Genomic DNA, 26515 nt, shown 5'->3' with positions numbered 1-26515 from the left:
CCAAATCACGCGGCTGATTGTTCCGAGTCGAAACGAATCTCGATTCAAGGACTTAACGCGTCGATGCCTCCCGTATTCCAAGTCCCGAAATCGCTGCCGGATCTGGATTGGCCGAGCAATCGTCGCGTTGGTCGTCCCGGTAAGGCCTCAGTGACATCGAACGCGCTCCGGCCCGGCAATCACCCTCAGCATTCTTCAACGGGCGCTGTACTTCGCGTCGAGATCATCCATGGCCTTGACGTTACCGGCAGAGCGGCCGTTCTCGTCGAAGGTCTGGGCAAGAAACGCATCGGCGATCGACTTTGCCAGCTCGGTTCCGATGACGCGGGCTCCCATGGTGATGATCTGCGCATTGTTGGAAAGTGCTGCACGCTCGGCAGAATAGGTGTCGTGCGTCAGGGCGGCGCGGATACCCGGAACCTTGTTGGCCGAGATGCAGACGCCGATGCCGGTGCCGCAAACGAGGATCGCCTTGTCGTAGGTGCCGTCGATGACGCCTGAGGCGACGCGGTCCGAGAGGTTGGCGTAGAAAGGATCGGCACCGGCGCTCGTGCGCGAGACTTCGTACACGTCGAAACGGTCCTTCAGATGGTCGGCCAGAACCTTGGCGAGGCCTTCGCCGGCGCTGTCTCCTGCAATGGCAAGCTTCATTGTCTTTCTCCTCAGAGTTTGGCGGCGCATCTGGCCAGAATGTCGAGGTAGCCTTCGACATTCCAGGCCGAACGGCCGATGAAGAGCCCGTCGATATGCGGGCTCGAGATCAGTTCTTCGCAGTTCTGCGGGTTGACCGACCCGCCATAAAGGCAGGGGATCTTCCGGCCGAGCACAGCTTCGGCAACGGCGATGATTTCAGACTGGCGGGCATCCGCATAATCTGCGCTCGCCGGGATGCCCTTCTCGCCGATCGCCCAGACCGGCTCGTAGGCCAGCAGGATTTCGGCAGCCTTTTGGGCGCCCGAAAGTTTCGAAAGCGCGCCGCGCACCTGGACCGCGAGGATGTCGGCAGCCTTTCCGCTTTCGCGGTCGGAAAGCGTCTCGCCAATGCAGATCAGCGGGATGAGACCGTGGCGAACGGCCGCTTCGGTCTTCAGACCCACAGTCTCGTCGGTCTCTCCAAAATGTTCGCGCCGCTCGGAATGGCCGAGCTCGACGAGATCGAGATTGCAGTCCTTCAGCATCACCGGCGAGACTTCGCCGGTCCAGGCGCCCTGGTCGGCCCAATGCATGTTCTGAGCGCCGACCTTCACCGAGGTCTTGGCAAGCATCGCCTTGACCTCGCGCACCGCCGTGAAAGACGGAATGACGAAGCGCTGGATACGCGGGTCGCGCGCGGCATCGGCAGCTTCTAGACCGCGGGCGAAATGCTCGGCTTCAGCAAGCGTCTTGTTCATCTTCCAGCTGGTGCCAATCCAGAAGTGCGGCTTTTCGGTCATGTCGGATCCTGCGTTGATGCAATGGTGAGCGTAATGCCCGCCTGCTCAAATTCCTCCAGGACAGCAGCATCCGGTGCGCTGTCGGTGATAATCGCGTCGAAATCGGCCAGATCTGCCATGACATGCAGGGCGGTGTGGCCGATGCGCTGATGATTGACCAGAAGACAGGTCCTGGTCGATGACGCGATCATCGCCCGCTTGGCGCGCACGACGTTGTCGTCCATGTGATAGGCCAGCCTGCCACTGACGGCAGGCGTTGAAATGAAGGCAATGTCGGCCCTCAGCCGCGACAGTGCCTCCTCGGTGACGACGCCGAGATAGGCGTTGAATTTCGCCGAATAGATGCCGCCAAGTGCGATCAGGGTGATGCCGGTTTCGCCTTTCAGCCGCTCCATGATCGCAGCATTGTTGGTGATCAACGTCAGCGGCCGCTTCTGCAGCAGCATTTCGCCGAGAACGGCCGCCATCGAGCCGTCGTTTACCATCACCGTCATCCCCGGCTCGACCAGCTCCAGCGCGGTCTCAGCCATGGCCAGCTTGGCCTCGTTGCCCTGGCGCTCGCGAATGCGGAAGTCGCTTTCAAACTGCGTTCCGGCATCAATGGTCGCGCCGCCGCGAACCTTGCGCAGGACGCCCGCCTGCTCGAGATCGTCGAGATCGCGATGGATCGTCATTTTTGACACGGTGAAGCGATCGGCAAGGTCGTCGAGATCGACGGTCTTGTTTTCGACGAGCAGGTTGACGATCAACTGCTGCCGCTCTTCCCGCCTCATCCTGCTCTCCACCCTCGTTTGATGTTAAGATAACAGAATATACGTGATTATCAACATAAATCATGTGATTTTGCGATAAAATGTTGTTGCCTTCGATCGCTACTTCAATAAAGCCTGCGCGGTTCGCTCGTCGGTGATCAGCCCGAAAAGACGGCGGCTATTCAGAATTGCCCGGATCGCCGCCACTTTCGCCTGTCCGCCCGCCAGCGCCACAAGCCGCTCTTTCTTGGTCTTGGGGAAAGACGCAGAGAGCGTGCGCGCCGTCAGCGCGGTATCGAGGATGTGGCCATCGGCGTCGAAAAAATGTCCGAGGATTTCGCCGACGCCGCCTGCCGCGGCAATGTCGTCAATTTCACCGGGTTCAACCATGCCGGACAAAACAAGCTGCGCCTCGGCATCGACAGTTCCCAGGCCGACGAGCTTCAGGTCGGCGTTATTAGCAAGGTCGAAGACCTCCTTGACGGCACGCTGCGCCTTCAGCACTTCACGGTCCTCGCCGGTATTGGCGAAAAAGGGAACCGGCATGACATAGGCATGGGCGCCGGTCTTTTCGGCGATGCGATGCATCACGTCATAGGGATTGGCGCCGTAGTTTCGTGTCAGGCCGCCAAGCAACGAGACGAAACGCAGGTTCTTCGCGCTCACCCTCGGCATATATTGGACGGCGGCGGAAAGCGTGCGGCCATGACCAAGGCCGATCACCGTATTGTCGCCGCGCTCAATCTCGCGCTTGAGATAGCCGGCGCCGGCATGGCCGAGTGCGCGGAGCGGCAAGCCTTCCTCGCCGAGATCGGGTGCGACCTCGCAATATTGAAGCCCGAAGCGTTCCGAAAGCCGCATTTCCAGCTCGACGCATTCGACAATATCCCCGTCGATGGTAACTTTGACGACGCCATCGGCGACCGCTCTGGCGATCAGGCGATGGGCCTTTACCGACGGCACGCCGAGGCGGCGTGCGACGTCGGACTGCGTCAGGCCACCGGCATAGTGAAGCCAGGCAGCACGCACGGCAAGGGTATCATCGGCGTCCGTCATCACGGCTCCTTTTCGAAGGTCATGCGGCGATTCCGCCGTATCGCAGTGCTGCCTTTTAAAGATCTCCGCCTCAGATGTTCAAGTCAGCGACGCCGGTGTCGATGTGCGGCGCCCAGAAGGCGACACTTTCGGCGATCTGCGGGATGACCTGGCGATCGTTCGGCTCGCGTTCCTTGAAGGAGAGTTCCAGGCAGATTTCATTGTCCTTCGCCCCACCTTCGGCCAGCGCCTGCAGCAGAGGTGCCGGCTGTATGCGGCCCTTGGCGTTGAATTCGGCGGTGAAGGGCCGGTGCCCGCCCTTGTCCATCAAGCTCTGTTTGATGTGGATGATCGGCGATACCAGCGGGACGGCCCGCGCCCAGGCGTAGGGGTCATAGTCGTCGGGATTGGCGGAGGTGATGTCGCCATGATCGATATCCGCCATCATCCACATCGGGATGGCCATTCCGGCGGATGTCAGCCGCTCCTGCAGTGACAGGCAGGCGCCGATCGTCTCGCCGAACTCGCGGCCGATGCTCATCGGCTCCCAGAACATGTAGGCGAGGCCTGCGACGCGCGCATGCTCGGCGACATCGGCCCAACAGTCGATCGCGATCTTGATCAGTTCCTCGCGTCTGGCCGGATCGTCGAAGTCCTTATAGGTGAAGATCGCAAATTGCGTGCCGACCGAGTGGCCGCCGAGATCGGCGGTGATGTCGGCAAAGGTCTTGAACCATTCGATGTAGTAGCGGCGCACATCGGCATCCGGATGTCCGAAATGGTTGAGGCGCCCATAGGGGCCTGTCATGCCCGAGGTGACCCGTACGCCGGTGCGCGTCAGCGCAGCGCTCATCGTGCGCGTCAGGCGGCGGATCACCGGCGCCTGCCAGCTCGGATTGATGAACTCGTGGGTCAGTTGGAGGTCGCGGATCCGCAAATCATGCGCAACCGTGTCGATGAGATCATCTGGGTCGGCGAAGCGGTTCACCAGCGGATTGGTATTGAGCGAAAGGGTCAGCGGCATGGCGGCATCCTTCAGGCGGCAGCAAGGCGGGTTGACGCAAACCACTCGCCAAAGGCCACGCGCTCCGCTTCGTTCAGATGGAGATAGTGTTTGGTGCGGCGATAGAGGATGTCCTCGGCCGTTTCGGCCCATTCCGTGGCGACGAGATAGCGGGCCTCGGCCTCATAGAGCTGTCCACCGAAATGCCGCCCGAGCCCTTCCATGCCTGTCGCGCCGGCAACCACATTCCTGGCGCGGGCGCCATAGAGACGGCCGTAGTGATGCACGAGCTTGCGCGGCATCCAGGGATAGATATCGCGCAGGCTGTTGGCAAAGCTCTCGTAGTCGGCATTCGGAATTTCGCCGCCCGGCAGCGGCGCTTTCTCCGTCCAGTCGCCTCCCATGTTCGGGAAGATGTGCTTCAGCCGCTGCATGCCGCGCTCGGCGAGTTCGCGGAATGTGGTGATCTTGCCGCCGAAGACGTTGAGCAGCGGAGCGCCGCCGGTCTCGTCGAGATCGAAGACATAGTCGCGGGTAACGGCCGACGGGTTGCCCTTGCCGTCGTCAAACAGCGGGCGCACGCCGGAGAAGCTGTGCAGCACATCGTGGCGACGCAGCTTTTCCTTGAAGTAGCGATTGACCGCCTTGAGCAGATACTCGATCTCCGTCTCGTCGGCGGAAACATCCTCGGCCCGGCCTTCGTAAGCGATATCGGTCGTCCCGATCAGCGCCTTGTCGCCCTCGTAGGGATTGATGAAAATGACGCGTTTGTCGTGGTTCTGCACCAGATAGGCATTGGCACCTGCCCAGAACTTCGGCACGATGATGTGGCTGCCCTTGACGAGGCGGACGTTGCGGCCGGAGTTCGAGCCGGCGACGCGATTGATGATGTCCATCACCCAGGGGCCGGCGCAGTTCACCAGACATTTGGCACGGAAGGTTCGCGTCTCTCCCGTGGAGTTGCTTTTCGTGACCACGGTCCAACCGCCATTCTCGCGACGGGCCGACACGGCCGGCGAGCGGGTCAGCACCAGAGCGCCGTTTTCTGCTGCGCTCAACGCATTCAAGGTCACGAGGCGGGCGTCGTCGACCCAGCAATCGGAATATTCAAAGCCGCGCGTGTATTGATCGAGGATCGGCGTGCCTTCCGGGTCGCGGAGCAGGTTGAGCGTGCGGGTCCCGGGCAGCTTCTTGCGGCCGCCGAGATGATCATAGAGGAAGAGGCCGAGCCGCACGAGCCATGCGGGGCGATCCTCTGGGCTGTGCGGCAGGACGAAGCGCATCGGCCAGATGATATGCGGCGCGGCATTGAGCAGCACTTCACGCTCGATCAGCGCCTCACGCACCAGACGGAATTCGTAATATTCGAGGTAACGCAGACCGCCATGCACCAGCTTGCCCGAACGCGACGAAGTTCCCTGTGCCAGGTCGTCCTTTTCGCACAGCACGACCTTCAGGCCGCGGCCCGCAGCATCGCGTGCTATCCCCGCGCCGTTGATGCCGCCGCCGATGACGAAGAGATCCAGGAGTTCGGGTTCGGTCATGTCATGCTCCTTCGATGCCTGCTGCATCAGAATTACGCGCCCACCGGCGACGTCGTTGCGGCTTCGGCAAGCTTGTCCCAGGCGGGCGCCATTGCCTGGCGCACATCGGTATAGGCGGAAAAGAGCCGGTCGAACCGGTGGGCCTCGTTGGCATCCGGTGTCTCCGGATCGCCGAGCAGCGGCGTCACCCAGTCGGCTATGCAATCGTCCATGCTGGAATAGACGCCGACAGCCACCGCGGCCATCATCGCCACGCCGGCCGCCCCCGTCTCCTCGCGGCGCGACTGGCGGATCGGTGCGTTAACGGCGGCCGAGAGTGAACGGCGAAGGGCGAGGGAGCGTGTGGCCCCGCCCGTGAGCCGCAGCTCTTCGGGCATCGTGCCCATCGCGGCGTAGCAGTCGCGGGTGGCAAGCCCCAACCCTTCGACCACGCTGCGCAGCAGATCGGGGAAGCCGTGACGCATCGAAAGCCCGGTGAAGCCCGCGCGCGCATTGGCGTTGACGAAAGGCCCACGTTCGCCCGCTTCGGAAATATAGGGATGGTAAAGCACCGCCCCCGGTCGGCTTTCTGCAAACCAGCCGTCGATGCGCGCAATAAGGTCTGCATGCGAAGCAGGCTTACCTGCCTCGGCCATGAGATAGGCGGCGACCTCAAGGATCCAGTCGATGTTGATCGTGGCGCCCATATTCGTCTGGACCTGAGTGACGATGCCGGGGATGGGAAGGGCGATCACATAGCCGGTACCCTCACGATTGAGCTGAACGTCGGCAACGGACTTGGCGCGCAAGTGCACACCGGTCGAGCCGATCGTCGAGCAGGCGGCGTTGCGAGCGTCGCTGCGCACGCCTGCACCGAGCGCCGTCATCACCATGTCGACATAGCCGAGGCAGACCGGCGTTCCAGCAAGAAGCCCGCAGGCCTTCGCCGCCCCCGATGTCAGCGGGTGGCTGATCTCGCTGCCGTCGATGATTTCGGGCAGGAGCCCGCGCCTGTGGTCAAGGCCGAGCGCATCGATCACCACGGCATCATACTGGCGCGTTCTGAAATTGCCGAAGGTGAAACTCGCCTCCGATGGATCGGTCGCCCGCACGCCCGTGAGGTTGAGATAGAGCCAGTCCTTGCAGTGCAGCGCCGCCTCCGCCCGATCGAGAAGATCCGGCGTGAAGCGGTCCATATGGGCAAGTTGCGCGCCCTGTTGGCAAGTGTTGAGACCGGTGCCTGTCGCTTCGAAGCGGGCACGGTTCTGCGTTCCGCCGGCAAGCGACGTGACCGTCGGCGCGGCGCGCGCGTCGAGCCACAGCCAGGCATCGGCGACCGGCATATTGCCGTGGCCGACGAGCCAGGTGCCGTCGCCCTGTCCGGTAACGGCGATGGCTGCGGTGCATGATGCAAGATCAGCGACTTTTTCGCCTAGGCCCCGCAACGCGCTGGCGCAATCGAGCCAGGTCTGATCCAGCGACTGCGTTGCCGAGCCATTGTCTCCGGTGGTGTATCTGTTGCGAACGGAGGCTGTGGCAATCTGGCGCCCGGACAGATCGAAGGCGACAGCCTTGATGACCGAGGTGCCGGCATCTATGCCAATGATGATCGTCTGGGTCGATGTCATCGCAGGCCTATCTCGCCACCATCGCAAGCACCGCCGCAGGAAATACGCGCATCAAATTCATCTGAAGTCCTCCCGACCCTAAACTCATCTGGGATGATGCATCCGGCTGCCAACGTCGGCCCTTCCACGGGCAACGGCAAGCGCGCCGCCTTTGGCAGATCCCAGATCTGGCGCGCAGCCGAAACCTCCCTAGCTTCACTCGAAAAGATAACATAAAGATACCATAATGCCAGTAAGATTTTTCTAGCGATGTAATTTTTTTCAACTAAAATAGAAGAGCAAGGAGCTTGCTTCCGCGCCGCCGAGCTGTTGGCGTGCAGCATCGAAAACGGTAATGCGCGCAATGCCTGATCTGTACAATTATGCATGAAAAACAGAGAGATGCCGCCATAATTCGGTAGAATGACAAGTGTGAAGGCGTGTCATTTTTTGCTGCACCGCAGCGCGATGAACAAGATGTGAGGTCGTGCATTTCAGTCGAGTTGGCGTGAAAGTGCCGTTGACAGTTTATAAAATATATAACATCATTTACGGCATAAGTAACATACTTCTATCACGGAAGTGCGCTTCCTGATGGAGAATTTGCAGGCCCAGGCGGTTGGAGGAGACATCTGCCGGTCTTGTTGAGGAGGCTTCCAATGCGAATTTTCGTCCAGAGTTGCGCTCTTGCGGGTGGCCCGCCGGTTTCTGTTCCGGTGCGACGCAGTGCTTCAGCGCGCCTGCGATCATCATCGCGCTAGCCCTCCCCATCTTGCCATTCCAAGCCAAAGGCCGTCCGGACATGAGTACCTCGCCCGATCATGCAGCATCAAAGCCGAGCAGCGGCAATCGCGGGCTCCTTGTCAGCGCGGCGTTGGCGGTCATCGTCGTTGCAGCGATCGCGTTCGATACGACGGTCGTCAAGATCGGTTCCGAAAACGATGTCCGCCAGCAGGCGTTCTCTCCGGAAACCTTCGGCGCTGAGCAGTTCCCGAAAATCAAGGCAAATGTCGAGGAGCGGGCCGCTGCGGCCGCCGATCTCGCGGCCGCCATTGCCGCCGACAAGAAGGCGGCGGCCGAGAAATACGGCACTGCGACGAGCACCGGACCGGTCATTCCCGTCACGCTGACCGGCGTTTTCGGCGCCCGCAAGTCGAACACCAACGAAATGAAGATCGATGGGTTGCCTCCCGAGACGGTGGTCCGTGTCCAGACCGGCCCTGCGGTCAACGGCACGGACCTCCGCGACGCAACCGGCACCATCGAATTCGGCCAGTTTACCAACCAGATCCAGTATCAGGATGCCGGATCGGCCATCAATAACGAGATGAAGAAGGCGGTTTTTGCGGGCATGGATCCTGACGCCCTGGACGGAAAGCAGGCGACCGTCGTCGGCGTCTTCAAGCTCATCAACCCGAAGAACTGGCTCGTCACGCCGGTGAAGGTCGAGCTCAAATGAGCCAGCCGCAACGTAGCAACGGGGCGAAAGGCGAGGTCGTCCTCGCAGCGCGCAACATCGCAAAATCCTACGGCAGCGTTCACGCCCTCAAGGGAGTGAACTTCGACATTCATCGCGGCCAGGTCACAACGCTGTTCGGAGAGAACGGCGCGGGCAAGTCGACGTTGATGAAGATCCTTTCGGGTGTCGCGCAGCCAAGCTCCGGCGAGATCATTCTCGACGGCTCGCCGATCAGCTTTAGCTCGTCGACCCATGCGCGCGAGTGCGGGATCTCCATCATCCATCAGGAGCTCAGCCTCGCCCCCAATCTCAGTGTCCGTGACAATATTTTCATGGGCCGGGAGATCATCAAGGGTGGTGTCGTCGACTTCGCTGAAGAGGAGCGTCAGACCCGGGCGCTCATGGAAGAGCTCGAGGAAGACATCGATCCGCAGACGCGCGTCGAGGATCTTCGCCTCGGCCAGCAGCAGATCGTCGAAATTGCGCGGGCACTCTCCATCAATTCGCGCATCCTGATCATGGACGAGCCGACCTCGGCGCTGAGCGCGACGGAGGTGGAAGTGCTCTTCAAAGTCATCCACGACCTGACGAGCCGCGGCGTGTCGATCGTCTACATCTCGCATCATCTGGAAGAGGCGCTACAGATCACCAATCACGCCGTCGTTCTGCGCGACGGAAACATGACCGCCTATGCCGAGCGCAAGGATATCGATCTCGAATGGATCGTCCGCAACATGGTCGGCGAGAATTTCGACCTTGGCAGCCCGCCGCAAGGTCATCCGTTCGGAAACGTCTCGCTTTCCATCGAAAACCTCAGTGTCCCCGGCCCCTCCGGCGCTGCCTATAATGCGGTCGATCGTCTGTCTCTCAAGGTGCGTGCCGGTGAGATCGTCTGCATCTACGGGCTGATGGGCGCCGGGCGCACGGAACTGCTCGAATGCATTGCCGGACGTCTGCGCGCAAGTGGCGGACAGGTTCTGCTCGAAGGACAGGACGTCAGTGGGCTCAGCATCGCCGGGCGCATTGCCAGCGGTCTCGTGCTTGTGCCGGAAGATCGCCAGCGCGACGGCCTCGTCCGGACGATGACGGTCGGCTCCAATCTGTCGCTTGCGAGTATCCGCGCCTTCACCAAAGGGCTTTTCACCTCCGGCCATCGGGAGCGCGATCTCGTCAATGACGCGATCCGGCGGGTGCATGTGAAAACCGATGGCGGTTCAGCTTCGATCGGCTCGCTCTCCGGCGGCAACCAACAGAAGGTCGTCATCGGCAAGATGCTGGCAACCCAGCCAAAGGTCATCCTGCTCGATGAGCCAAGCCGCGGCATCGACATCGGCGCCAAGGCGGAAGTTTTCAAGTTGCTCGCGGAGCGCGCCAAGCAGGGATTGGCGGTCATCTATTCGACGTCCGAAGTCAATGAATGCCTGAGCATCGCGCACCGCATCATCGTCATGCATCGCGGCAGGATATCGGCCGAGTTCGGCTCGGATGTCACCAAGGAAAAGATCATGGCCGCCTCCGGCGAAGCCGTGGTCGCGCACTAGCCTGGATTATGGAGCACTGATTATGTCAGTCACGAACGTCACCGAAAAGAAATCAGTTTCCAGCGGGCAGAAGCGCAATACCAATATCGTGCGTCTCATCCTGGAAGGCCGGGCCTTCTTCGCGCTGATCGTCATCATCGCGGTCTTTTCGTTCCTGTCGCCCTATTACTTCACGCTGAACAACTTCCTGATCATGGCGTCGCATGTCGCGATCTTCGGCATTCTGGCGATCGGCATGCTGCTCGTCATCCTGAATGGCGGCATCGATCTGTCGGTCGGCTCGACACTCGGGCTTGCAGGCTGCATCGCCGGTTTCCTGATGCAGGGGGTCACGCTCACCTATCTCGGCGTCATCCTCTATCCGCCGGTCTGGGCCGTCGTCGTCATCACATGTGCGCTCGGTGCGCTGGTAGGGGCGGTCAACGGCGTGCTGATCGCCTATCTCAAGGTGCCGGCCTTCGTCGCCTCACTCGGCGTGCTCTACGTGGCCCGCGGTATCGCGCTCCTGATGACCAACGGCCTGACCTACAACAATCTCGGCGGCCGTCCGGAACTCGGCAATACCGGCTTCGACTGGCTGGGCTTCAACCGGCTCGCAGGCATCCCGATCGGGGTCATCGTGCTTGCGGTTCTCGCCATCGTTTGCGGCATCGTGCTGAGCCGCACTGCCTTCGGCCGCTGGCTCTACGCCTCAGGTGGTAATGAGCGTGCCGCCGACCTCTCCGGCGTCCCGGTCAAGCGCGTGAAGATCATCGTCTATGTGCTTTCGGGCGTCTGTGCAGCGATCGCCGGCCTGGTCCTCTCTTCGCAGTTGACCTCTGCTGGTCCGACGGCAGGCACAACCTACGAACTGACGGCGATCGCAGCCGTGGTCATCGGCGGCGCGGCGCTGACCGGCGGCCGCGGTACGGTTCGCGGCACCATGCTCGGCGCCTTCGTTATCGGCTTCCTTTCGGACGGCCTCGTGATCATCGGCGTCTCGGCCTACTGGCAGACGGTATTCACCGGCGCGGTGATCGTTCTCGCCGTCCTCATGAACAGCATCCAATACGGCCGCCGGGTCAAATCGTCCTGACGGCTGAGACCGAAACTTATCCACGACGGCAGGCTGGAGTCCACGAAGCCGATTGGGGAAAGCACTGCCGGATCCCCGGCAATAACTGAACTCACAAATGGGAGAGAGACTATGTTTAAGAAAGGCATGCGCATACTTCTGGCCGCCGCGGCAGTAGCACCGCTTCTTGCAAGCTCCGCTTGGGCAGCGGGCATGATGACGATCATCGTCAACGATCCGTCGAATCCCTATTGGCTGACGGAAGGCAATGTCGCCAAGGCAACCGCCGAAAAGCTGGGCTACACGGCCTCGGTCAACGCCCACAAGGGTGACACCAATACCGAAAGCAACCTGATCGATACGGCGATCACCAACAAGTCGGTGGCGATCATCCTCGACCCGGCAAACGCCGACGGTTCCGTCGGTGCGGTCAAGAAGGCCGTTGCTGCCGGCATCCCGGTCATCCTCGTCAACGCCGAGATCAACCAGGAAGGCCTAGCCAAGGCGCAGCTTGTTTCCAACAACGCACAGGGTGCCGCCCTCGGCGCGCAGCAATGGGTCGAAGCGATCGGCGACAAGGGCAACTATGCCGAACTCTTCGGCGCGCCGTCCGACAACAACGCGGCAACGCGTTCGAATGGCTACGAGACTGTCCTTTCGCAGTATCCGGATCTGAAGAAGGTCGCCAAGGAAGTTGCCAACTGGGACCGCACCCAGGGCCACAACAAGATGCAGTCCATGCTGCAGGCCAACCCGGATATCGTCGGCGTCATCTCGGGCAATGACGAAATGGCGCTCGGCGCGATCGCCGCACTCAAGGAAGCCGGCAAGCTCGCCAATGTGAAGGTCGGCGGCTTCGACGGTTCTCCGGATGCAGTTGCTGCCATCAAGGCGGGCGAACTCCAATACACCGTCCTCCAGCCGGTTGCCGTCTTCTCCGAAGAAGCCGTCAAGCAGGCAGACAACCTGATCAAGACGGGTAACACGGGTGCCAAGAGCGAAAAGCAGCTCTTCGATTGCCTGTTGATCACCAAGGACAACATCGACAAGTACACCGGCCCGTTCGTTCTGGCGCAGTAAACGGTAAAGGGCGCTCGCAAGAGCGCCCTCATTTTCATGCTGGAAGCGATGGCCGCGGTCCAACCGCCGGTTGCGTTTCGCCTTTTTGCCTTGGCGCGGCAATCACTGTACGAAGCTGGGATCCATAATTCAGCGACAGGGGTGACCCGTGACACAGAAGACCAGCCGGGACGACGATCTGTTGGACCAGCTCACCAGCGACAGCCGGCAGACGCGCCAGATCGCGCGCCGCCGCATGATTGCAGAGGCCGTGATGGGTGAAGGCTCGATGCGGATTGAAGACCTGACCGACCGCTTTGGGATCAGCCTGATGACGGCTCACCGCGATGTCGATGAACTCGTCAGCCGCGGCCTCTTCAGGAAGACGCGCGGCATTGTCACGGCGGCGGCGACCAATCTCATCGAGTCCAGCGACGTCTATCGCTCGAACCGCCAGTCTGTGGAAAAGAAGCTGATCGCCGAGGCGGCAATGCAATTCGTCGAACCGGGACAGGCCATCTTTTTCGATGACTCGACCACGGTACTTCAGATGGCGGCGCATCTGCCTTCGAAGGTGCCGGTCACCGCAATTACCAATTCCCTGACGTTGATGAATGCGCTGACGGGCCTGCACGACGTGACGCTGCTCGCCCTCGGCGGCCAATATTACAATTGGTGCAATGCCTTCATGGGTCGCATCACCATCAACGAGATCAAGGCACTCAGGGCAGATGTCGCGTTCATCTCGATGTCGGCGATCAGCGATGGCACGGTGCTGCACCAGTCCCCTGAAACAGTCGATACCAAGCGCGCCATGTTCGACTGTTCCGTAAAACGCATCCTGCTTGCCGATCATACCAAGTTCGAACGGCGTGCACTCCACAGTTTCGCAGCACTGGATGAGTTCGACGTCGTTATCGTCGACGACAAGACCCAGCCGGTGCACATCGACCGCATGCGGTCCAGAGATATCAACGTGGTCATCGCCAAGGGCGCCGGAGGGCGCTCCTGACGGCACGGGCCGGTTGTCCCTCGTGAGGTAAACCTGAATGCCGACACTGCTCGGGATCGATAGTGGTTTGACAGTCACCAAGGCGGTCATCTTCGATGTCGACGGCACGCCGCTTGCAGCCGCCCGGCGCCGGGTGACGCAGTTCATTCCGAAGGCCCGCCATATCGAGCGCGACATGGATGAATTGTGGAACGCGACGGCCGATGCCATCCGCGAAGCGATTTCACTCAGCGGGCGGCCGGCAAGCGACATAGCGGGCATGGCCGCTACCGCGCACGGAGACGGCATCTACCTGCTCGATCACGCCCGGAAGCCGCTCGGCCGGGCCATTCTCTCGCTGGACAGCCGGGCAGGGGCGATCGTCGACCGGTGGACGAAAAGCGACGTCGCCGACCTGGCGATCGAACTGACGGGGCAGATCCCGCACGTCTCCGCGCCATCGGCATTGCTTGCCTGGATCCGCGAAATCGAGACTGAGCGCTATAAGCGCATCGGCCATTTCTTCAGCTGCAAGGACTGGCTGCGGTTCTGCCTGACCGGGACCATCGGTACGGACCGCACCGAAGCCAGCACCTCCTTCACCAATGTCAAGACGCAGAACTACAGTGAGGACGCCCTGCGGCTGTTTGGATTGCAGGATCTCGTCCACGCCTTGCCACCAGCCTCGCGCTCTGACCAGATCGTCGGACGCGTGACCCGTGAAGCCGCGCAACTGACGGGCCTCGCCGAAGGAACGCCTGTCGTTGCCGGTCTGCACGACGTCACGGCCTCGGCGCTCGGGGCAGGGGGTTATGCCAAGGGCGTTGTCGCGGTCATTGCTGGGACCTATTCGATCAACGAGACGCTTTCGTCGGAACCGCGTGTCGACCGGCGCTGGTTCTGCCGCAACGGGATTGCACCCGGCATCTGGAACAGCATGTCGATCTCCCCGGCATCGACAGCGAACTACGACTGGTTTCTCGACACGCTCTGCGCTGCCGAACGGAAGAATGGCGAGGTGCAAGGCAACTCGATCCACGCCCTGCTGGCGCCCGAGATCGAGGCCGCCTTCGAGCGCCCCTCGACCGCGCTCTTCCATCCCTATCTGTTCGGCTCGCCCTATGGCGCGGCGGCCAGCGCCGGCTTCTTCGGGCTCGGTGGATGGCACGACCGCGGCGACATGCTGCGCGCCGTGCTTGAGGGCATCGCGTTCAATCATCGCATTCATGTCGACGCGCTTCGCGACGGCTTTGCCTTCGATCAGGCGCGGCTCGCCGGGGGCATCTCGCGCAACCCTGCCGTCGTGCAGATGTTTGCCGATGTGCTTGGCATGCCGGTCACGGTAACCGAGACGGATGAGGCGGCCGCCTGGGGTGCTGCGCTTTGTGCCGGGTCGGGTGCTGGGGTCTTCGCCGATCCGCAGAGCGATCCGCGCGACACGGCCGCCATCGCAAAGACTTGCCGGCCGGATGCGGCGCGCAGCGCGGATTATGAAAAGCGTTACCAGGTGTTCCGCGACATTGCCGACGCGATGATCCCCCTTTGGCCTAGGATTGCCGCGCTTGCGCCGGAACAATCGGCAAACTGAAAAGACAAATGCCTGCTGCGGCGGGCAATTTAGGACGACGAGCATGACCCCCGATTTGCAGCAGCGCTTCTCGAATCCCGGCGAGAACGATATCGACGTTTTGATCATCGGGGCGGGCATCAACGGCGCCGGCCTGTTCCGCGACCTCTCGCTACAGGGTGTCAATTGCCTGATCGTCGACAAGGCCGACTTTGGTTCCGGCACGAGCGCCGCACCATCGCGGCTCATTCACGGCGGCCTGAAATATCTTGAAACGGGTGAGTTCGGACTGGTTGCGCAATCGACGCTTGAGCGCAACCTCCTGCTCAAGAACGCGCCGCATTGCGTCGAGCCACTGCCGACCTTCATTCCGGTCTTTTCCTGGACCCGCGGTATCTGGGCAGCGATCAGAACGCTCTTCGGGTCGAAGACGGCGCCACGCAGCCGTGGAGCCGTGCTCATCAAGATCGGGCTTCGGCTCTATGACTTTTTCGGTTCACGCGACCAGGTCATGCCGCGCCACCGGCTGATCTTGAAGAAACAGGCGCGCAAGGAAATGCCGCATGTAACCCCCGCCATCGTCGCCGGCGGCATCTATTACGATGCCAAGATCAGCAGGCCGGAGCGACTCGTCTATGAGCTCGTGAGCGATGGTCTCGATGCGAACGCGCGGAGCCTCGCGGCAAATTTCGCGACACTGGCTGCCGTTTCAGAGGGGCATTTGACCTTCCGGCAGCCCGATGGTCGCGATGTCACCGTTGCTCCCAAACTGGTCGTCAATGCGGCAGGTCCCTGGATCGATCACGTCAACACTTTACTCGGTGCCCCATCGCACCTGATCGGCGGCACCAAGGGTTCCCATATCCTGCTTGACCATCCCGAGCTGGTGCGAAGCCTCAACGGCCACATGATCTATTTCGAGGCCGACGACGGCCGAATCTGCCTGGTCTACGACTATCTCGGGCTGGCACTTGTTGGTTCGACCGACATTCCGGCGGATGATCCGGACAATGTCCGCTGCGAGGAGCCGGAAACCGAGTATTTTCTCGAAAGTGTCCGCTCGCTGCTGCCGACGCTCCGCATCGATCGCGACCAGGTCGTTTACAGCTATAGCGGTATCCGCCCGCTGCCGGCGTCAGATGCGGCAGCACCGGGGCTAATCAGCCGTGATCACTCCGCGCCGGTGAAGGAGCCAGAGAGCGGCAGACCGTTTCCGATCATTTCGCTGGTCGGAGGCAAGTGGACGACGTTCCGTGGCTTTGCGGAAGAGGTCGCCGACACCGTTCTCTCCCGGCTGCAGCGCAGCCGCAGCCAGTCGACACGCTATCTGGCGGTCGGCGGCGGCAAGGCCTTTCCGGCTGATGCCCAGCAACGTAGCGCCTGGATCAGGGATACCGCATCACGCAGCGGCGTTGCCGCCGAGCGTGCCGACGAACTGCTCGCCCGCTACGGCACGACGGCCGCAGCCCTGCTTTCTTCTCCTTCAGGCTATACCGACGAGCAGCGCCTGGCGGGTGCGCCGCGTTACAGTCTCCGCGAGATCGACTGGATCGCCCGGAACGAAATCGTCGTCCACCTGTCGGACATCGTGATGCGTCGTACGACGCTTGCGATCGAGGGCCGGTTGACGCTGGAAGGCCTGCGGGAAATCGCCGGCGTTGCCGGGGCAGCGCTCGATTGGAATGCCGAACGAACGGCAAGCGAAATCCAGGACGTTGTCAGCCAGCTGGGCCGCTTCCACGGCCAAGCACTGACAGGCAAGGTTGCCGCCGAGCCGGAAAAGACACCGCGCCCGGCCTCGGGCTAACCCAGTTTCAGGAGAAAGCCGGATCGAGGGAACCGGACTTGTAACGCTTCGCCATTTCCGAAACGGGGAGGGGCGTGATGCGGCCGGCCATGCCGGCGGTGCCGAACTGTTCGAAGCGTTCCTTGCAGAGCTTGGTCAGCGCCGTCATCGCCGGCTTCAGATATTTGCGCGGATCGAACTCGCTTGGATCTTCCTGCAGCACGCGGCGGATCTGGCCGGTCATCGCCATTCTGCCGTCGGTGTCGATGTTGACCTTGCGCACGCCGTTCTTGATGCCGCGCTGGATTTCCTCGACCGGCACTCCCCATGTCGGTTTCATCTGGCCGCCATACTTGTTGATGATCTCCTGCAGTTCGATCGGGACCGAGGACGAGCCATGCATGACGAGATGTGTGTTCGGAAGCTTGCGGTGAATTTCTTCGATGACGTTCATCGCCAGTACCGAACCGTCCGGCTTGCGGGTGAACTTGTAGGCGCCATGCGATGTGCCCATCGCGATGGCGAGCGCATCGACCTTGGTTTCGCGCACGAACTTCACCGCTTCGTCCGGGTCGGTCAGCAGCTGGTCATGCGAAAGCTTGCCCTCGGCGCCGTGGCCGTCCTCGGCCTCGCCCATGCCGGTCTCGAGAGAACCGAGAACACCGAGTTCGCCTTCCACTGAGATGCCGCCGAAATGCGCCATGTCAGTCACCATCTTGGTGACGCCGACATTATAGGCCCAGTCGGCGGGCGTCTTGGCGTCCGCCTTCAGTGAACCATCCATCATTACCGAGGTGAAGCCCGCCTGGATCGCCGTCATGCAGTTGGAGGGATCGTTGCCGTGATCGAGATGCACGCAGACTGGAATATGCGGATAGATTTCAACGACGGCATCCATCATGTGCTTCAGCATGATGTCATTGGCATAGGCGCGGGCTCCGCGCGACGCCTGCATGATAACCGGCGCCTGGCACGCATCCGCGGCCTCCATGATGGCGAGCGCCTGCTCCATGTTGTTGATGTTGAAAGCGGGAACGCCGTAGCCTTCCTCCGCAGCATGGTCGAGCAGTTGCCTCAGCGTAATGCGTGCCATCCAAGATTCCCCCATATCGATGGTCGATCGAACCGCCGCCATCTCTTTGAAACTAGAGCCCGGGCGCGGGCCGTTCAAGCGCCTTATTTTAACAGGCAAAATGGCATAGGGGGAGGAAAGTAACAAGCATCAATAACAATATCACAAACAGTATGATATTTCTCAAGAGTCATTTCGCATGCACGAGCCGAATGAAATTCGGTGCCTGTGCTGAAGAGACGGGCGTCACGCCCCCTTGCCGGCGATGGCAAGAACTCTTCAGCCAGACACCCGTGCGGCCGCTGCGGTTATGGCTTGTCGTTGATGGCAGTCGGCCAACAGGGGAATTCGGAATATCCGGCAAACCGGGTCAGATGAGACCGTATTGTTCCGCCTTATTGCGCAGGAACGGCAGGCCCTTGTCCATGACCTCTTCCATATCGCGTGCAACGGGGCGCCAGACGGCCAGGCCATAGGCGACCTCAGGCGGCATGTTGATGAAGCTTTCCATCGCAAGCCCGCCCTTGAAGCCGATTGCGGCGAGCGCGGCATAGATCGCATCCCACGGGATGTTGCCGTAGCCCGGTGTGCCGCGGTCGCTTTCCGAAAGATGGATGTACTTCAGGTGATCGCGGGCGATCAGGATGCCATTTGCCGCACCCTTTTCCTCGATATTCATGTGGTAGGTGTCGAGGTGAACGAAGATGTTATCCGCGCCGACGCGCTCCACCATCTCGACGGCCTGCTGCGCCGAGTTGATCAGGTGGTTCTCATAGCGGTTCACGGCCTCGACGCCGAGCTGGATGCCGTGCTTCCTAGCATGCTTTGCCGCTACGTCGAGCACCTTGGCGATGTTGTCGTATTCGCCCTGCGTCGGTGGCACGCCGGTGCGCTCGCCGATGCCGCCGAAGATGACGCCGGACAGGGCCTCGGCGTTCATTTCTGCAGTCTTTTCGATCGCAACCTTCAGGTGCTCGATTGCGGCATCCGGGCGGACCGAGGCCCAGGCATGTTCCGGCAGGCCGAGCGAGCAGACGGCGCGCAGCTTATTCTTTTCAAGCAGGGCGCGGGTATGTTTGGCATCGACGGCAGGCGCGTTCAGCAGCGCGATCTCGATGAAATCCATCTTGTAGTGCACGGCTCCGGCAATCGCCTTTTCGGCACCTGCGCGATCCCAGTTCATGGTCCACATGCTGGTGTGAACGCCGAAACCTTCCATGATCGTATCTCCAATGAAAGAACGCAAGGGGCAGAACACCAGCATTTGGCGGCTTTTCCTTGGGTTCGGTTAAGTTTTGACCGGCATTCGTACCGATCGGCAAAGTCTCTCTTTCCGCCGGACAGATCGCTTTGCTGTCCTTCGGTTCTTGAACCAGTCTCCAATGCGTGACCTGATGCCTGGGGCTTCGGTCACAGAGTGGCGTTCGGCTCCCGGTTTCCCATTCTCCTAGAGGAGCGCAGCCCAGTCCTGCCGAGCTCGCTAAACGACCATCAGGACAACCGGGATATCGTCGACGCGCCTTCCATGGTGGCGGTGCCGCGCGGCTCGTAGGCGCGCTGGTCACGCAGGATCTGGAAGGCGATCGTCAGAAGCTTGCGCGCGATGGCAACCCGCGCCTTGTTTATTCCTTTGATCTTCAGATGCTCGTATTGGGCGCGCAGCTGTGGATCGCTGGCGATGGCAGGTGTTACCGCCTCGACGAAGGCCCAGCGCAGCCACTTGTTGCCCTGCTTGATGATCTTGCCGTGGAAGGTCTTGCCGCCGGAGGAATAGGTCGAGGGCACAAGCCCGGCATAGGCGGCAAGCTTCTTCGGTTGGCGGAACCGCGATATGTCGTCGATCTCCGCATCGATCAGCCGGGCGAAGAACTCGCCGATGCCGGGGATCGTCTTCAACAGCTTGACGTTGGCATTGGCCTTGGTCATCGCCCGGATCGTTGCTTCCGACTGTTTGATCCGCATGTCGATGTCGCCGATGAAGGCGAGACCACGATCAATCTGGATGCGGTCGATCTCAGAGACGTTCACTTGAGCCAGCTGGACGCGGCCGGCCTTGCCAAACAGGTCGCCAAGCTTCTTCAATTGCGCCGTCTGCTCCGGATAGCGGTCGAACACCGTGACGATGCGGTTCTTGGTCATCGTGCGCAGCCGCACGTAAAACATCCGTTCGCGTAGCGCGACGCGAAGGTCCCGCGATCTCTCGCTTGGCGCCCAGGCTTCGGGTACCAGATCGGCTCTGAGCAGATGTGCCAGCACCGTCGCGTCGATCTTGTCGGTCTTGATCTTGGCGTCGGCGATCGCCTTAACCTTCAGCGGATGGGCGAGAACGACATCATCACAAATGTCGTCGAGCCAGTCGTAGATCACCATCCAGTTGCGCGTCGCCTCGACAACCGCATGCGAGTTCTCCCGATAGCGTTCGAGAAACCCGCCGAGCGACTGTCGGTCGTTCTTCACCCGGCCGGATCTCAGCGTCTTGCCGCTGCTGTCCTGAACCACCAGGTGGCTGTAGGATTTGTGGTAGTCGACCCCGATATGGTATTCATAAGAGGCAGTCATGCTTCCAACTCCCTTATTGAGATCTTCGAAACCCCAATAAGATAAGCCGAAAGGCTGGAAGTGTGACTGTCCCTCGATCATCATCTGCATCTCAGTGATCCGTTCTCTCAACGGCCGCGGCCTCTTTCATGCCACCTCCTATTTCACGATTCTGATGAACTTGGCCGAGAACCACCGCAGCACCATCACGACGATGAGCAGGATACCCCAGACGGCAGTGGTGAGGTGCTGGTTGGCGCCGAGCAGGTTGAGCCCCGAAGAGAGAAGCTGCAGCACGATGAGCGCCACGAAGACGGGCAGGACGCGGCCGAAGCCGCCGAAAGGATTGATGCCGCCGAGAAAGCAGGCGAGCACGGTGATCAGCAGATAGGACTCGCCGTGGCCGACGCGCACCGAATTGAAGCGCGCAAGCATGATGATGCCGGCAACCGCAGCCATCACGCCGGAAAGCATATAGACCAGCACCAGAACCTTGCGGGTGTTGATGCCGGAATAGCGGGCAGACTCGATATTGGAGCCGATCATGTAGGTGGAAAAGCCGAGCTTGGAGCGCGAGAGTAGAATGTGGCTGGCGATTACGCAGGCGATCAGGATCAACAAAGGTACCGGGATGCCGAGGATGCTGCCGTGGCCGATCGGAGCGATGAAGGTAGGGAAGCCCGAGATATCGCCGCCGCGCGTCAGGAACTCGCCGAGGCCGCGCAGAAAGATCATCATCGACAGCGAAACGAGGATCGGATGGGCGCGGGTAAAGGCGATGACGAGGCCCATGACCAGGCCGCTGGCGGCACCGACGGCAAGCGCCAGAGCCGAGCCGAGCAGGAAGGCGCCCGGGCCGGCATCGATGCCGCCATTGGCCTGCAGCGTCCAGGCGAGCGTCAGGCCGGCGATGTTGGCGGTGAAGGTGATCGCAAGGTTGAGGCCGCCGGTGAGGATCGGCATCAGCATGGCAAGCGTCAGAACACCCAGCTCGGGAAGCTGAAAGGCGACCGATCCGAAGGTCGCGCCCGTCAGGAAATGCGGCGAGGCGAAACTGAAGACGACAAGCACGGCCGCCAGCGCGGCGAGGGGACCGGCCATGTCGGCCCCGAAGATGGCGTTGAAGCGGGCGGCAAGCGCGTTCATCAGCTCTCTCCCCTGCCTGCAGGCCTGTCACCGGTCGATTTCCGGGTCGCAAACACTGGCACCAGATTGCCGATGCGGGCGCTCGACAAGGTGATCGCAACGAGGATGATCGCGCCGACGATCATCTTGAAGGCGAAGGGCGAGACGCCCATCAGGTTGAGGCCGTTCTGGGTGATCGAGACGAGCAGCACGCCCAGCACGCAACCGAGCACCGAGCCCTTGCCGCCGCCCAGCCGCGCCCCACCGAGCACCACGGCAGCGAGCACATCGAGTTCGCGGCCGTAGAGTGCGTTCGGCACGACCTCCTGCGCATAATGCGCCTGCATGAGCCCGGCGATGCCTGCCATCAACCCAAGCCAGCCGAAGGCGATGAACTGCATGGCGCCGATATTGATGCCGAAGCGGCGCGCGCCTTCCGGATTGTCGCCGAAGGCGTAGAGCTGCCGGCCGGTCGTCGTGCGGGTAATGAAGAACCATGTGGCGAGCGTGCAGACGGCCATGACCACAACCGGCAAGGTGATCTCAGCCCAGCTCCCATCGGCCATTTCGCGCTCGTAGATGATGACGCGGCTCGTCAGCCAGTCGGGCAGATTGTAGATCGACACCCCCTTGGTGAAAAACATCAGCAAGCCGAAATAGACGTTGAAGGTCGCGATCGTCGCGACGATCGAGATGATGCGGAAGCGGTGGATCAGGAAGGCGTTGATCACGCCGAGCACGATGCCGATGCCGGCCGCAATCAGGAAGCCGGATACCCATCCACCCCCGCCGATCCTCTCGAGCGCAAGTGCAGTGACATATTGCACGATCGAGGCTGCGACCGCGAAGGAGATGTCGATCCCGCCTGATATCAGCACCACGAGCAGGCCAACGGCAAAGATAATATTGACCGCGCTGATATTGAGCAGGTCGAAGACATTGCCGAGCGTGAAGAAACGGTCGGTCATGAAAGCCAGGACAATGCTCATCGCGAGGATGACGGCAAACAGCACGAATTCAGTTGTATGGGACAAGAACAGCTTACGCATAGACCGCCGCCTCCAGGTCTTTCAGCGTAGTCGCGCGCGGATCATGCCAGCCGGCGATGCGGCCCTTTTCCATATGGATGATCCGATCGGCGTTAAAATAGACCTCCGGCACCTCGTCCGAAATCAGGATGATCGCCAGCCCCGCCTCGGCGAGGCGTGCAACGATTTCGAAGATGCCGGCGCGGGCGCCGACATCGACGCCGACCGTGGGCGCATCGAGGATCAGCACCCTGGGATCGGTGGCGAGCCATTTGGCGATCGCGACGCGCTGCTGGTTGCCGCCCGAAAGCGTCGAGATCGCATCGTCCTGCTTGCCGATCCTGACGCCGAGATCGGCGATCCAGCGCGCGACCAGCGAGCGCTTCTTTTCCGGCGAGATGAGCCGGCGGCCCAGGATACGGTTGAGGGAGGCCATGACCAGATTGTCGGCGATGGATTGCGGCTGGTTGAGACCGAGCGAAAGGCGGTCTTCGGAGAGATAGGCGACGCCTGAGGTGATCGCCTCGCGGTTGGAGGCAAAGCGCACCGGCTTTCCCTCCAACACGATCGTTCCGGCGGCGGGCCCGCGCATGCCGAACAGCGTGAGCGCGAGTTCGGTGCGCCCGGAGCCGAGCAGGCCGGTGATCCCGAGGGTCTCGCCACGGCGCAGATCGAAGGAGATGTCCTCGAACTCGCCAGGCCGGGAAAGCTTGCTGACAGAAAGCAGGACCGGGTTGTGCGACAGGTCGCGGGCGCGAACATTCTGGTCGAAGGTGCGCCCGGTCATCAGCTCGGTGATCTTAGACTGGGTCATGCCTTCCACCGGATAGACACCGACCAGCGCACCATCGCGCAGCACCGTGATGCGCGAGGAAATTTCCAGCACTTCCGCAAGGCGATGGCTGACGAAGACCACGGCAACGCCCGAAGCCGACAGCGTGCGCACGATCGCCAGCAGATGATCGGTCTCAGACTGGGTGAGCGACGCGGTCGGCTCGTCCATGAAGACGATCCGGGCCTCTCCAACCAGCGCGCGGGCGATGGCGACGATCTGACGCTGCGCGATGGCGAAGTCCTTGAGAGGCCTGTCGACGTCGAGGGTGATGCCGAGCCGGGCGAGTGCCTCCTCGGCTGTTCCGCGGATCGCGGCATAATTGACGAAGCGCGGGCGCGAACCGGAAAGGGTCTGGAAGGCGATGTTTTCGGCCACGCTCATTTCCGGAAAGAGCGCGAGGTCCTGCCAGATGATCTGGATGCCGCGGGACTGGGCCATGCCAGGCGTCATGTGGGATATCGTCTCACCGTCGAAGACGATCTCGGCGCCGTCTGCAGGCCGATAGACGCCTGATATCACCTTGATAAGGGTGCTCTTGCCGGAACCATTCTCGCCGGCCAAGCAATGCACCTCGCCGGGCAGGACTTCGAAGGAGACGTTTTTCAGCGCCTTCACACCGCCGAATGTCATGTTGATGCCGCGAAGTGAAAGAAGCGGCTGGGCCTTCACACCATCATCCGTTGCCATGCTCATGCCGGTTGCCTGTCCAGTCGAATGCCATGAAAGGTCAATGGTCCAGCCATGGCCGGATATCGCTCTTTTCCCGAACGCCGGGCCGGTACGTATCGACCGGCCCGACACCCGGGGAGGGGGCCTCTTCAGAGGCCCATTGCGGCCAGGTCGTCGACCGTATCCTTGTTGATCGGCAGCAGCTGATCGACGATGATGTCGTTACCAACAGGCTTGATCACGCCGAGACCCGGAATGTCATCACCTTCCTTGATGCTCTCGCCCTTGATCAGGCGATCGGCGAGCGTGACGAAGACTTCGCCGGCCTGCTTCGGATTCCACATGAAGCCGCCCGATATCGCGTCGGACTTGATCAGCTTCTGGCCCTGGCCGGGCGAGAACGGGCCGAGCACGAAGATTTTGCCCGTCTTGCGGCGTTCTTCGACAGCGCGCCCGGCACCGATCGGGCCCTGGCTGCCGAAGGCGAGGAAGCCTTTCAGATCCGGATGGGCAGCGATGAGATCAAGCGCTGTCGAGCGGCTTTTGTCGACATCTTCTGCGACGCCATAACGGTCGCCGACGAGTTTCATGTCCGGATAATTCGCCTTGATATAGGCGATTGCGGCGTCCGCCCAGGCATTGTGCAGCGGAACGGTCAGCGAGCCGACGAAGACGGCATATTCGCCCTTGCCACCCATCTTTTCGGCGAGCAGCTTGCCATGCGCCTCACCAAAACCGGTCGACGACGCGAGTTCGAAATTCCAGTCGGCGCCCTTCTGCGAGGGCGATTCATGCGTAATGACCTTGATGCCGGCGGCTTGCGCCTTGGTGAGCACGGGCTCGAGCACCTTGGCATCGTTCGGCACCACACCGATGACCTTGACACCCTGGGCGATCAGGTCTTCGATGGCGCGCACCTGCAGCGCCGGGTCGGCGCTGGTCGGGCCGATCATGAAGGCATCGACGCCTAATTTCTTGCCCTGTTCCTTGATGCCGGCTTCCATCGCATTGAACCATGGAATGCCGCCGATCTTGACGACAACGCCGACCTTCGGTGCGTCCTGCGCAAACGCGACCACCGCCCCGGCAAGCGACAGCGATGCGGCAAATGCCGCTACGATAAGTCTCCTCATCTTCACTCCTCCTCAAGGTCGCTCATGGCGAACGACGACCACCGGCCGCTTTGCGGCAGGTTGTTCCTGGTTGCTTCTTGGCGAGGGAATACCCTTGCCTCCCGTCCCGCCTCCTCCGGCGAACCATTTTTGCGCAATCGATCTTTCTTTTTTGCACAATCGATGGTGCAATGACTATCGATCAAGGTAGGGCTTTCGTCAAGAGGGATTTGTTTCTAAGGGAACGACAGCGGAAAAGGCGAGATATGGCAGACATCAGCAAGAAGAAGGCGACAATCTACGATCTCTCGATCCTATCAGGTGCGTCGGCTTCCACCGTAAGCGCCGTGCTCAACGGAAGCTGGCGGAAGAGGCGTATCAAGGAGGCGACCGCCCAGCTCATTCAGAACCTGGCGAACGAGCACGGATACACGGCAAATCTGCAGGCCCGCGGCCTGCGTTCGTCCCGCTCCGGCCTCGTCGGTCTTCTGCTGCCGGTGCACGACAACCGCTATTTCTCCTCCATGGCGCAGTCTTTCGAGGCACAGGTCAGAAGCCGCGGCCAGTGCCCCCTCGTCGTCAGCGCCTGTCGCGATCCGGACGAGGAGCGCCAGGTCGTCGAGACACTGATCTCCTATTCGATCGACGAACTTTTCATCGCCGGCGCAACCGATCCGGATGGCGTACACAAGGTCTGCGAAAAGGCAGGGCTGAAGCACGTCAACATCGATCTGCCGGGCACGCTGGCGCCGTCGGTCATCAGCGACAATTATGAAGGTGCGCGCATGCTGACGCAGGCGATCATCGAACGCGCGCAGGAGGATGGCCCGCTTTCACCTGACGATCTGTACCTGTTCGGCGGCCGTAACGACCATGCCAGCCACGAGCGAATTCGCGGTTTCCGCGACGTAAAGCGCGCACTTCTGGGCGCGGATCCGGATGTCTGCATCCAGCCGACCGGTTATTCCCCGGCCATGACGGCGCGTGCCTTTGAAGCCTTCTACGAAGGCCACGGAAAGCTGCCGCGCACATTTTTCGTCAATTCCTCGATCAATCTCGAAGGGCTGATGCGCTTCCTCGCGCTGCATCCGCATGAGACCTTCGCCGACATCATCGTTGGCTGCTACGACTACGATCCCTTTGGCTCCTTCCTGCCTTTCCCCGTCTTCATGATCCGGCAGGACAGCGAGGCGATGATCACCAAGGGGTTTGCGATCCTTGATGCAGACCGCGGCCCGCCAATCACGCATCTGGTGCGGCCGACCCTCGTCCCACCGCGCACGGCGCTGACCGGCCCACTCGATGCGCTGAAGGATATCGAGTGAT

At 61.3% G+C, this 26515-nt stretch carries 24 protein-coding genes; 8 read left to right on the top strand and 16 right to left on the bottom strand.

Features of this window, described 5'->3' with window-relative positions:
* Positions 1-195 precede the first annotated feature (195 nt).
* From derI to AB8B31_RS24075, 9 genes are all read right to left on the bottom strand, one after another.
* On the bottom strand, positions 196-651 hold the full coding sequence (derI, locus tag AB8B31_RS24115; protein WP_003562478.1) for a D-erythrulose-4-phosphate isomerase: 456 nt from the start codon (positions 649-651) through the stop codon (positions 196-198).
* 11 nt (positions 652-662) lie between these two features.
* A complete protein-coding gene (locus AB8B31_RS24110; protein WP_018245669.1) occupies positions 663-1433 on the bottom strand; it encodes a triose-phosphate isomerase in 771 nt (256 codons plus the stop codon).
* Entirely contained in the window at positions 1430-2206 is a 777-nt protein-coding gene (locus AB8B31_RS24105) for a DeoR/GlpR family DNA-binding transcription regulator (protein WP_018245670.1), read from the bottom strand. Before AB8B31_RS24105 ends, AB8B31_RS24110 begins: the two co-directional genes overlap by 4 nt.
* 99 nt (positions 2207-2305) lie before the next feature.
* Positions 2306-3241 carry a sugar-binding transcriptional regulator gene (locus tag AB8B31_RS24100; protein ID WP_018245671.1) on the bottom strand — a complete coding sequence of 312 codons (936 nt, stop codon included), beginning with the start codon at positions 3239-3241 and terminating at the stop codon, positions 2306-2308.
* 70 nt (positions 3242-3311) lie between these two features.
* The gene (locus AB8B31_RS24095; protein ID WP_018245672.1) at positions 3312-4244 is read right to left on the bottom strand and encodes a TIM barrel protein; all 933 of its coding nucleotides are present in this window, start codon (positions 4242-4244) and stop codon (positions 3312-3314) included.
* Positions 4245-4255: 11 nt separating this feature from the next.
* Positions 4256-5767 carry a glycerol-3-phosphate dehydrogenase gene (locus AB8B31_RS24090; RefSeq protein ID WP_026188698.1) on the bottom strand — a complete coding sequence of 504 codons (1512 nt, stop codon included), beginning with the start codon at positions 5765-5767 and terminating at the stop codon, positions 4256-4258.
* A gap of 32 nt (positions 5768-5799) precedes the next feature.
* Complete coding sequence (locus AB8B31_RS24085) at positions 5800-7374, bottom strand: FGGY-family carbohydrate kinase (protein ID WP_018444791.1); 1575 nt, start codon at positions 7372-7374, stop codon at positions 5800-5802.
* Positions 7371-7718 carry a hypothetical protein gene (locus AB8B31_RS24080; protein WP_162769107.1) on the bottom strand — a complete coding sequence of 116 codons (348 nt, stop codon included), beginning with the start codon at positions 7716-7718 and terminating at the stop codon, positions 7371-7373. Before AB8B31_RS24080 ends, AB8B31_RS24085 begins: the two co-directional genes overlap by 4 nt.
* Before the next feature lie 184 nt (positions 7719-7902).
* On the bottom strand, positions 7903-8106 hold the full coding sequence (locus tag AB8B31_RS24075) for a hypothetical protein (RefSeq protein WP_245268274.1): 204 nt from the start codon (positions 8104-8106) through the stop codon (positions 7903-7905).
* 49 nt (positions 8107-8155) lie between these two features.
* Here AB8B31_RS24075 and AB8B31_RS24070 point away from each other — a divergent pair, with 49 nt between their 5' ends.
* The 7 genes from AB8B31_RS24070 (at position 8156) to AB8B31_RS24040 (ending at position 16831) form a co-directional block, all read left to right on the top strand.
* Positions 8156-8812 carry a DUF2291 domain-containing protein gene (locus AB8B31_RS24070; RefSeq protein WP_026188699.1) on the top strand — a complete coding sequence of 219 codons (657 nt, stop codon included), beginning with the start codon at positions 8156-8158 and terminating at the stop codon, positions 8810-8812.
* Positions 8809-10353 (top strand): sugar ABC transporter ATP-binding protein, encoded by a 1545-nt coding sequence (locus AB8B31_RS24065; protein WP_018516757.1) that lies wholly within the window; start codon positions 8809-8811, stop codon positions 10351-10353. Before AB8B31_RS24070 ends, AB8B31_RS24065 begins: the two co-directional genes overlap by 4 nt.
* A gap of 22 nt (positions 10354-10375) precedes the next feature.
* The gene (locus AB8B31_RS24060; protein WP_018245678.1) at positions 10376-11428 is read left to right on the top strand and encodes an ABC transporter permease; all 1053 of its coding nucleotides are present in this window, start codon (positions 10376-10378) and stop codon (positions 11426-11428) included.
* Between the two features lie 111 nt (positions 11429-11539).
* The gene (locus tag AB8B31_RS24055) at positions 11540-12487 is read left to right on the top strand and encodes a D-ribose ABC transporter substrate-binding protein (RefSeq protein WP_003550839.1); all 948 of its coding nucleotides are present in this window, start codon (positions 11540-11542) and stop codon (positions 12485-12487) included.
* 148 nt (positions 12488-12635) lie between these two features.
* Positions 12636-13478 carry a DeoR/GlpR family DNA-binding transcription regulator gene (locus tag AB8B31_RS24050; RefSeq protein ID WP_018444795.1) on the top strand — a complete coding sequence of 281 codons (843 nt, stop codon included), beginning with the start codon at positions 12636-12638 and terminating at the stop codon, positions 13476-13478.
* 37 nt (positions 13479-13515) lie between these two features.
* On the top strand, positions 13516-15045 hold the full coding sequence (locus tag AB8B31_RS24045; RefSeq protein WP_018516756.1) for an FGGY-family carbohydrate kinase: 1530 nt from the start codon (positions 13516-13518) through the stop codon (positions 15043-15045).
* Positions 15046-15088: 43 nt separating this feature from the next.
* Entirely contained in the window at positions 15089-16831 is a 1743-nt protein-coding gene (locus AB8B31_RS24040) for a glycerol-3-phosphate dehydrogenase/oxidase (RefSeq protein WP_026188700.1), read from the top strand.
* 7 nt (positions 16832-16838) lie between these two features.
* On the opposite strand, the gene fba is transcribed toward AB8B31_RS24040, so the two are convergent.
* The 7 genes from fba to AB8B31_RS24005 form a co-directional block, all read right to left on the bottom strand.
* A complete protein-coding gene (fba, locus tag AB8B31_RS24035) occupies positions 16839-17903 on the bottom strand; it encodes a class II fructose-bisphosphate aldolase (RefSeq protein ID WP_018245682.1) in 1065 nt (354 codons plus the stop codon).
* A gap of 349 nt (positions 17904-18252) precedes the next feature.
* Positions 18253-19101 (bottom strand): sugar phosphate isomerase/epimerase family protein, encoded by an 849-nt coding sequence (locus tag AB8B31_RS24030; RefSeq protein ID WP_026188701.1) that lies wholly within the window; start codon positions 19099-19101, stop codon positions 18253-18255.
* Between the two features lie 272 nt (positions 19102-19373).
* Positions 19374-20441 carry an IS110 family transposase gene (locus AB8B31_RS24025; protein ID WP_026188612.1) on the bottom strand — a complete coding sequence of 356 codons (1068 nt, stop codon included), beginning with the start codon at positions 20439-20441 and terminating at the stop codon, positions 19374-19376.
* Between the two features lie 138 nt (positions 20442-20579).
* Positions 20580-21566 (bottom strand): ABC transporter permease, encoded by a 987-nt coding sequence (locus AB8B31_RS24020; RefSeq protein ID WP_018245684.1) that lies wholly within the window; start codon positions 21564-21566, stop codon positions 20580-20582.
* Positions 21566-22594: an ABC transporter permease gene (locus AB8B31_RS24015; protein ID WP_018516622.1), complete on the bottom strand. Its 1029-nt coding sequence runs from the start codon at positions 22592-22594 to the stop codon at positions 21566-21568. The genes AB8B31_RS24020 and AB8B31_RS24015 overlap by 1 nt, the downstream gene beginning before the upstream one ends.
* Complete coding sequence (locus tag AB8B31_RS24010) at positions 22587-24101, bottom strand: sugar ABC transporter ATP-binding protein (RefSeq protein WP_439007531.1); 1515 nt, start codon at positions 24099-24101, stop codon at positions 22587-22589. Before AB8B31_RS24010 ends, AB8B31_RS24015 begins: the two co-directional genes overlap by 8 nt.
* A 125-nt stretch (positions 24102-24226) precedes the next feature.
* Positions 24227-25210: an autoinducer 2 ABC transporter substrate-binding protein gene (locus AB8B31_RS24005; RefSeq protein WP_018516620.1), complete on the bottom strand. Its 984-nt coding sequence runs from the start codon at positions 25208-25210 to the stop codon at positions 24227-24229.
* Between the two features lie 245 nt (positions 25211-25455).
* Here AB8B31_RS24005 and AB8B31_RS24000 point away from each other — a divergent pair, with 245 nt between their 5' ends.
* Complete coding sequence (locus AB8B31_RS24000) at positions 25456-26514, top strand: LacI family DNA-binding transcriptional regulator (protein ID WP_018245688.1); 1059 nt, start codon at positions 25456-25458, stop codon at positions 26512-26514.
* The last annotated feature ends 1 nt before the right edge of the window (position 26515 follow it).

Source organism: Rhizobium sp. 62_C5_N11_2 (assembly GCF_051811185.1).
Taxonomy (GTDB): domain Bacteria; phylum Pseudomonadota; class Alphaproteobacteria; order Rhizobiales; family Rhizobiaceae; genus Rhizobium; species Rhizobium leguminosarum.
Note: the sequence above shows the minus strand (reverse complement) of the source record. Positions and strands in the feature narration are given on the sequence as shown.

What these genes read in the sequence shown, in the direction of transcription:
- derI (WP_003562478.1), bottom strand. Translation starts at nt 651, where the DNA reads ATGAAGCTTGCCATTGCAGGAGACAGCGCCGGCGAAGGCCTCGCCAAG.
- AB8B31_RS24110 (WP_018245669.1), bottom strand. Translation starts at nt 1,433, where the DNA reads ATGACCGAAAAGCCGCACTTCTGGATTGGCACCAGCTGGAAGATGAAC.
- AB8B31_RS24105 (WP_018245670.1), bottom strand. Translation starts at nt 2,206, where the DNA reads ATGAGGCGGGAAGAGCGGCAGCAGTTGATCGTCAACCTGCTCGTCGAA.
- AB8B31_RS24100 (WP_018245671.1), bottom strand. Translation starts at nt 3,241, where the DNA reads ATGACGGACGCCGATGATACCCTTGCCGTGCGTGCTGCCTGGCTTCAC.
- AB8B31_RS24095 (WP_018245672.1), bottom strand. Translation starts at nt 4,244, where the DNA reads ATGCCGCTGACCCTTTCGCTCAATACCAATCCGCTGGTGAACCGCTTC.
- AB8B31_RS24090 (WP_026188698.1), bottom strand. Translation starts at nt 5,767, where the DNA reads ATGACCGAACCCGAACTCCTGGATCTCTTCGTCATCGGCGGCGGCATC.
- AB8B31_RS24085 (WP_018444791.1), bottom strand. Translation starts at nt 7,374, where the DNA reads ATGACATCGACCCAGACGATCATCATTGGCATAGATGCCGGCACCTCG.
- AB8B31_RS24075 (WP_245268274.1), bottom strand. Translation starts at nt 8,106, where the DNA reads ATGATGATCGCAGGCGCGCTGAAGCACTGCGTCGCACCGGAACAGAAA.
- AB8B31_RS24070 (WP_026188699.1), top strand. Translation starts at nt 8,156, where the DNA reads ATGAGTACCTCGCCCGATCATGCAGCATCAAAGCCGAGCAGCGGCAAT.
- AB8B31_RS24065 (WP_018516757.1), top strand. Translation starts at nt 8,809, where the DNA reads ATGAGCCAGCCGCAACGTAGCAACGGGGCGAAAGGCGAGGTCGTCCTC.
- AB8B31_RS24060 (WP_018245678.1), top strand. Translation starts at nt 10,376, where the DNA reads ATGTCAGTCACGAACGTCACCGAAAAGAAATCAGTTTCCAGCGGGCAG.
- AB8B31_RS24055 (WP_003550839.1), top strand. Translation starts at nt 11,540, where the DNA reads ATGTTTAAGAAAGGCATGCGCATACTTCTGGCCGCCGCGGCAGTAGCA.
- AB8B31_RS24045 (WP_018516756.1), top strand. Translation starts at nt 13,516, where the DNA reads ATGCCGACACTGCTCGGGATCGATAGTGGTTTGACAGTCACCAAGGCG.
- AB8B31_RS24040 (WP_026188700.1), top strand. Translation starts at nt 15,089, where the DNA reads ATGACCCCCGATTTGCAGCAGCGCTTCTCGAATCCCGGCGAGAACGAT.
- fba (WP_018245682.1), bottom strand. Translation starts at nt 17,903, where the DNA reads ATGGCACGCATTACGCTGAGGCAACTGCTCGACCATGCTGCGGAGGAA.
- AB8B31_RS24030 (WP_026188701.1), bottom strand. Translation starts at nt 19,101, where the DNA reads ATGGAAGGTTTCGGCGTTCACACCAGCATGTGGACCATGAACTGGGAT.
- AB8B31_RS24025 (WP_026188612.1), bottom strand. Translation starts at nt 20,441, where the DNA reads ATGACTGCCTCTTATGAATACCATATCGGGGTCGACTACCACAAATCC.
- AB8B31_RS24020 (WP_018245684.1), bottom strand. Translation starts at nt 21,566, where the DNA reads ATGAACGCGCTTGCCGCCCGCTTCAACGCCATCTTCGGGGCCGACATG.
- AB8B31_RS24015 (WP_018516622.1), bottom strand. Translation starts at nt 22,594, where the DNA reads ATGCGTAAGCTGTTCTTGTCCCATACAACTGAATTCGTGCTGTTTGCC.
- AB8B31_RS24010 (WP_439007531.1), bottom strand. Translation starts at nt 24,101, where the DNA reads ATGAGCATGGCAACGGATGATGGTGTGAAGGCCCAGCCGCTTCTTTCA.
- AB8B31_RS24005 (WP_018516620.1), bottom strand. Translation starts at nt 25,210, where the DNA reads ATGAGGAGACTTATCGTAGCGGCATTTGCCGCATCGCTGTCGCTTGCC.
- AB8B31_RS24000 (WP_018245688.1), top strand. Translation starts at nt 25,456, where the DNA reads ATGGCAGACATCAGCAAGAAGAAGGCGACAATCTACGATCTCTCGATC.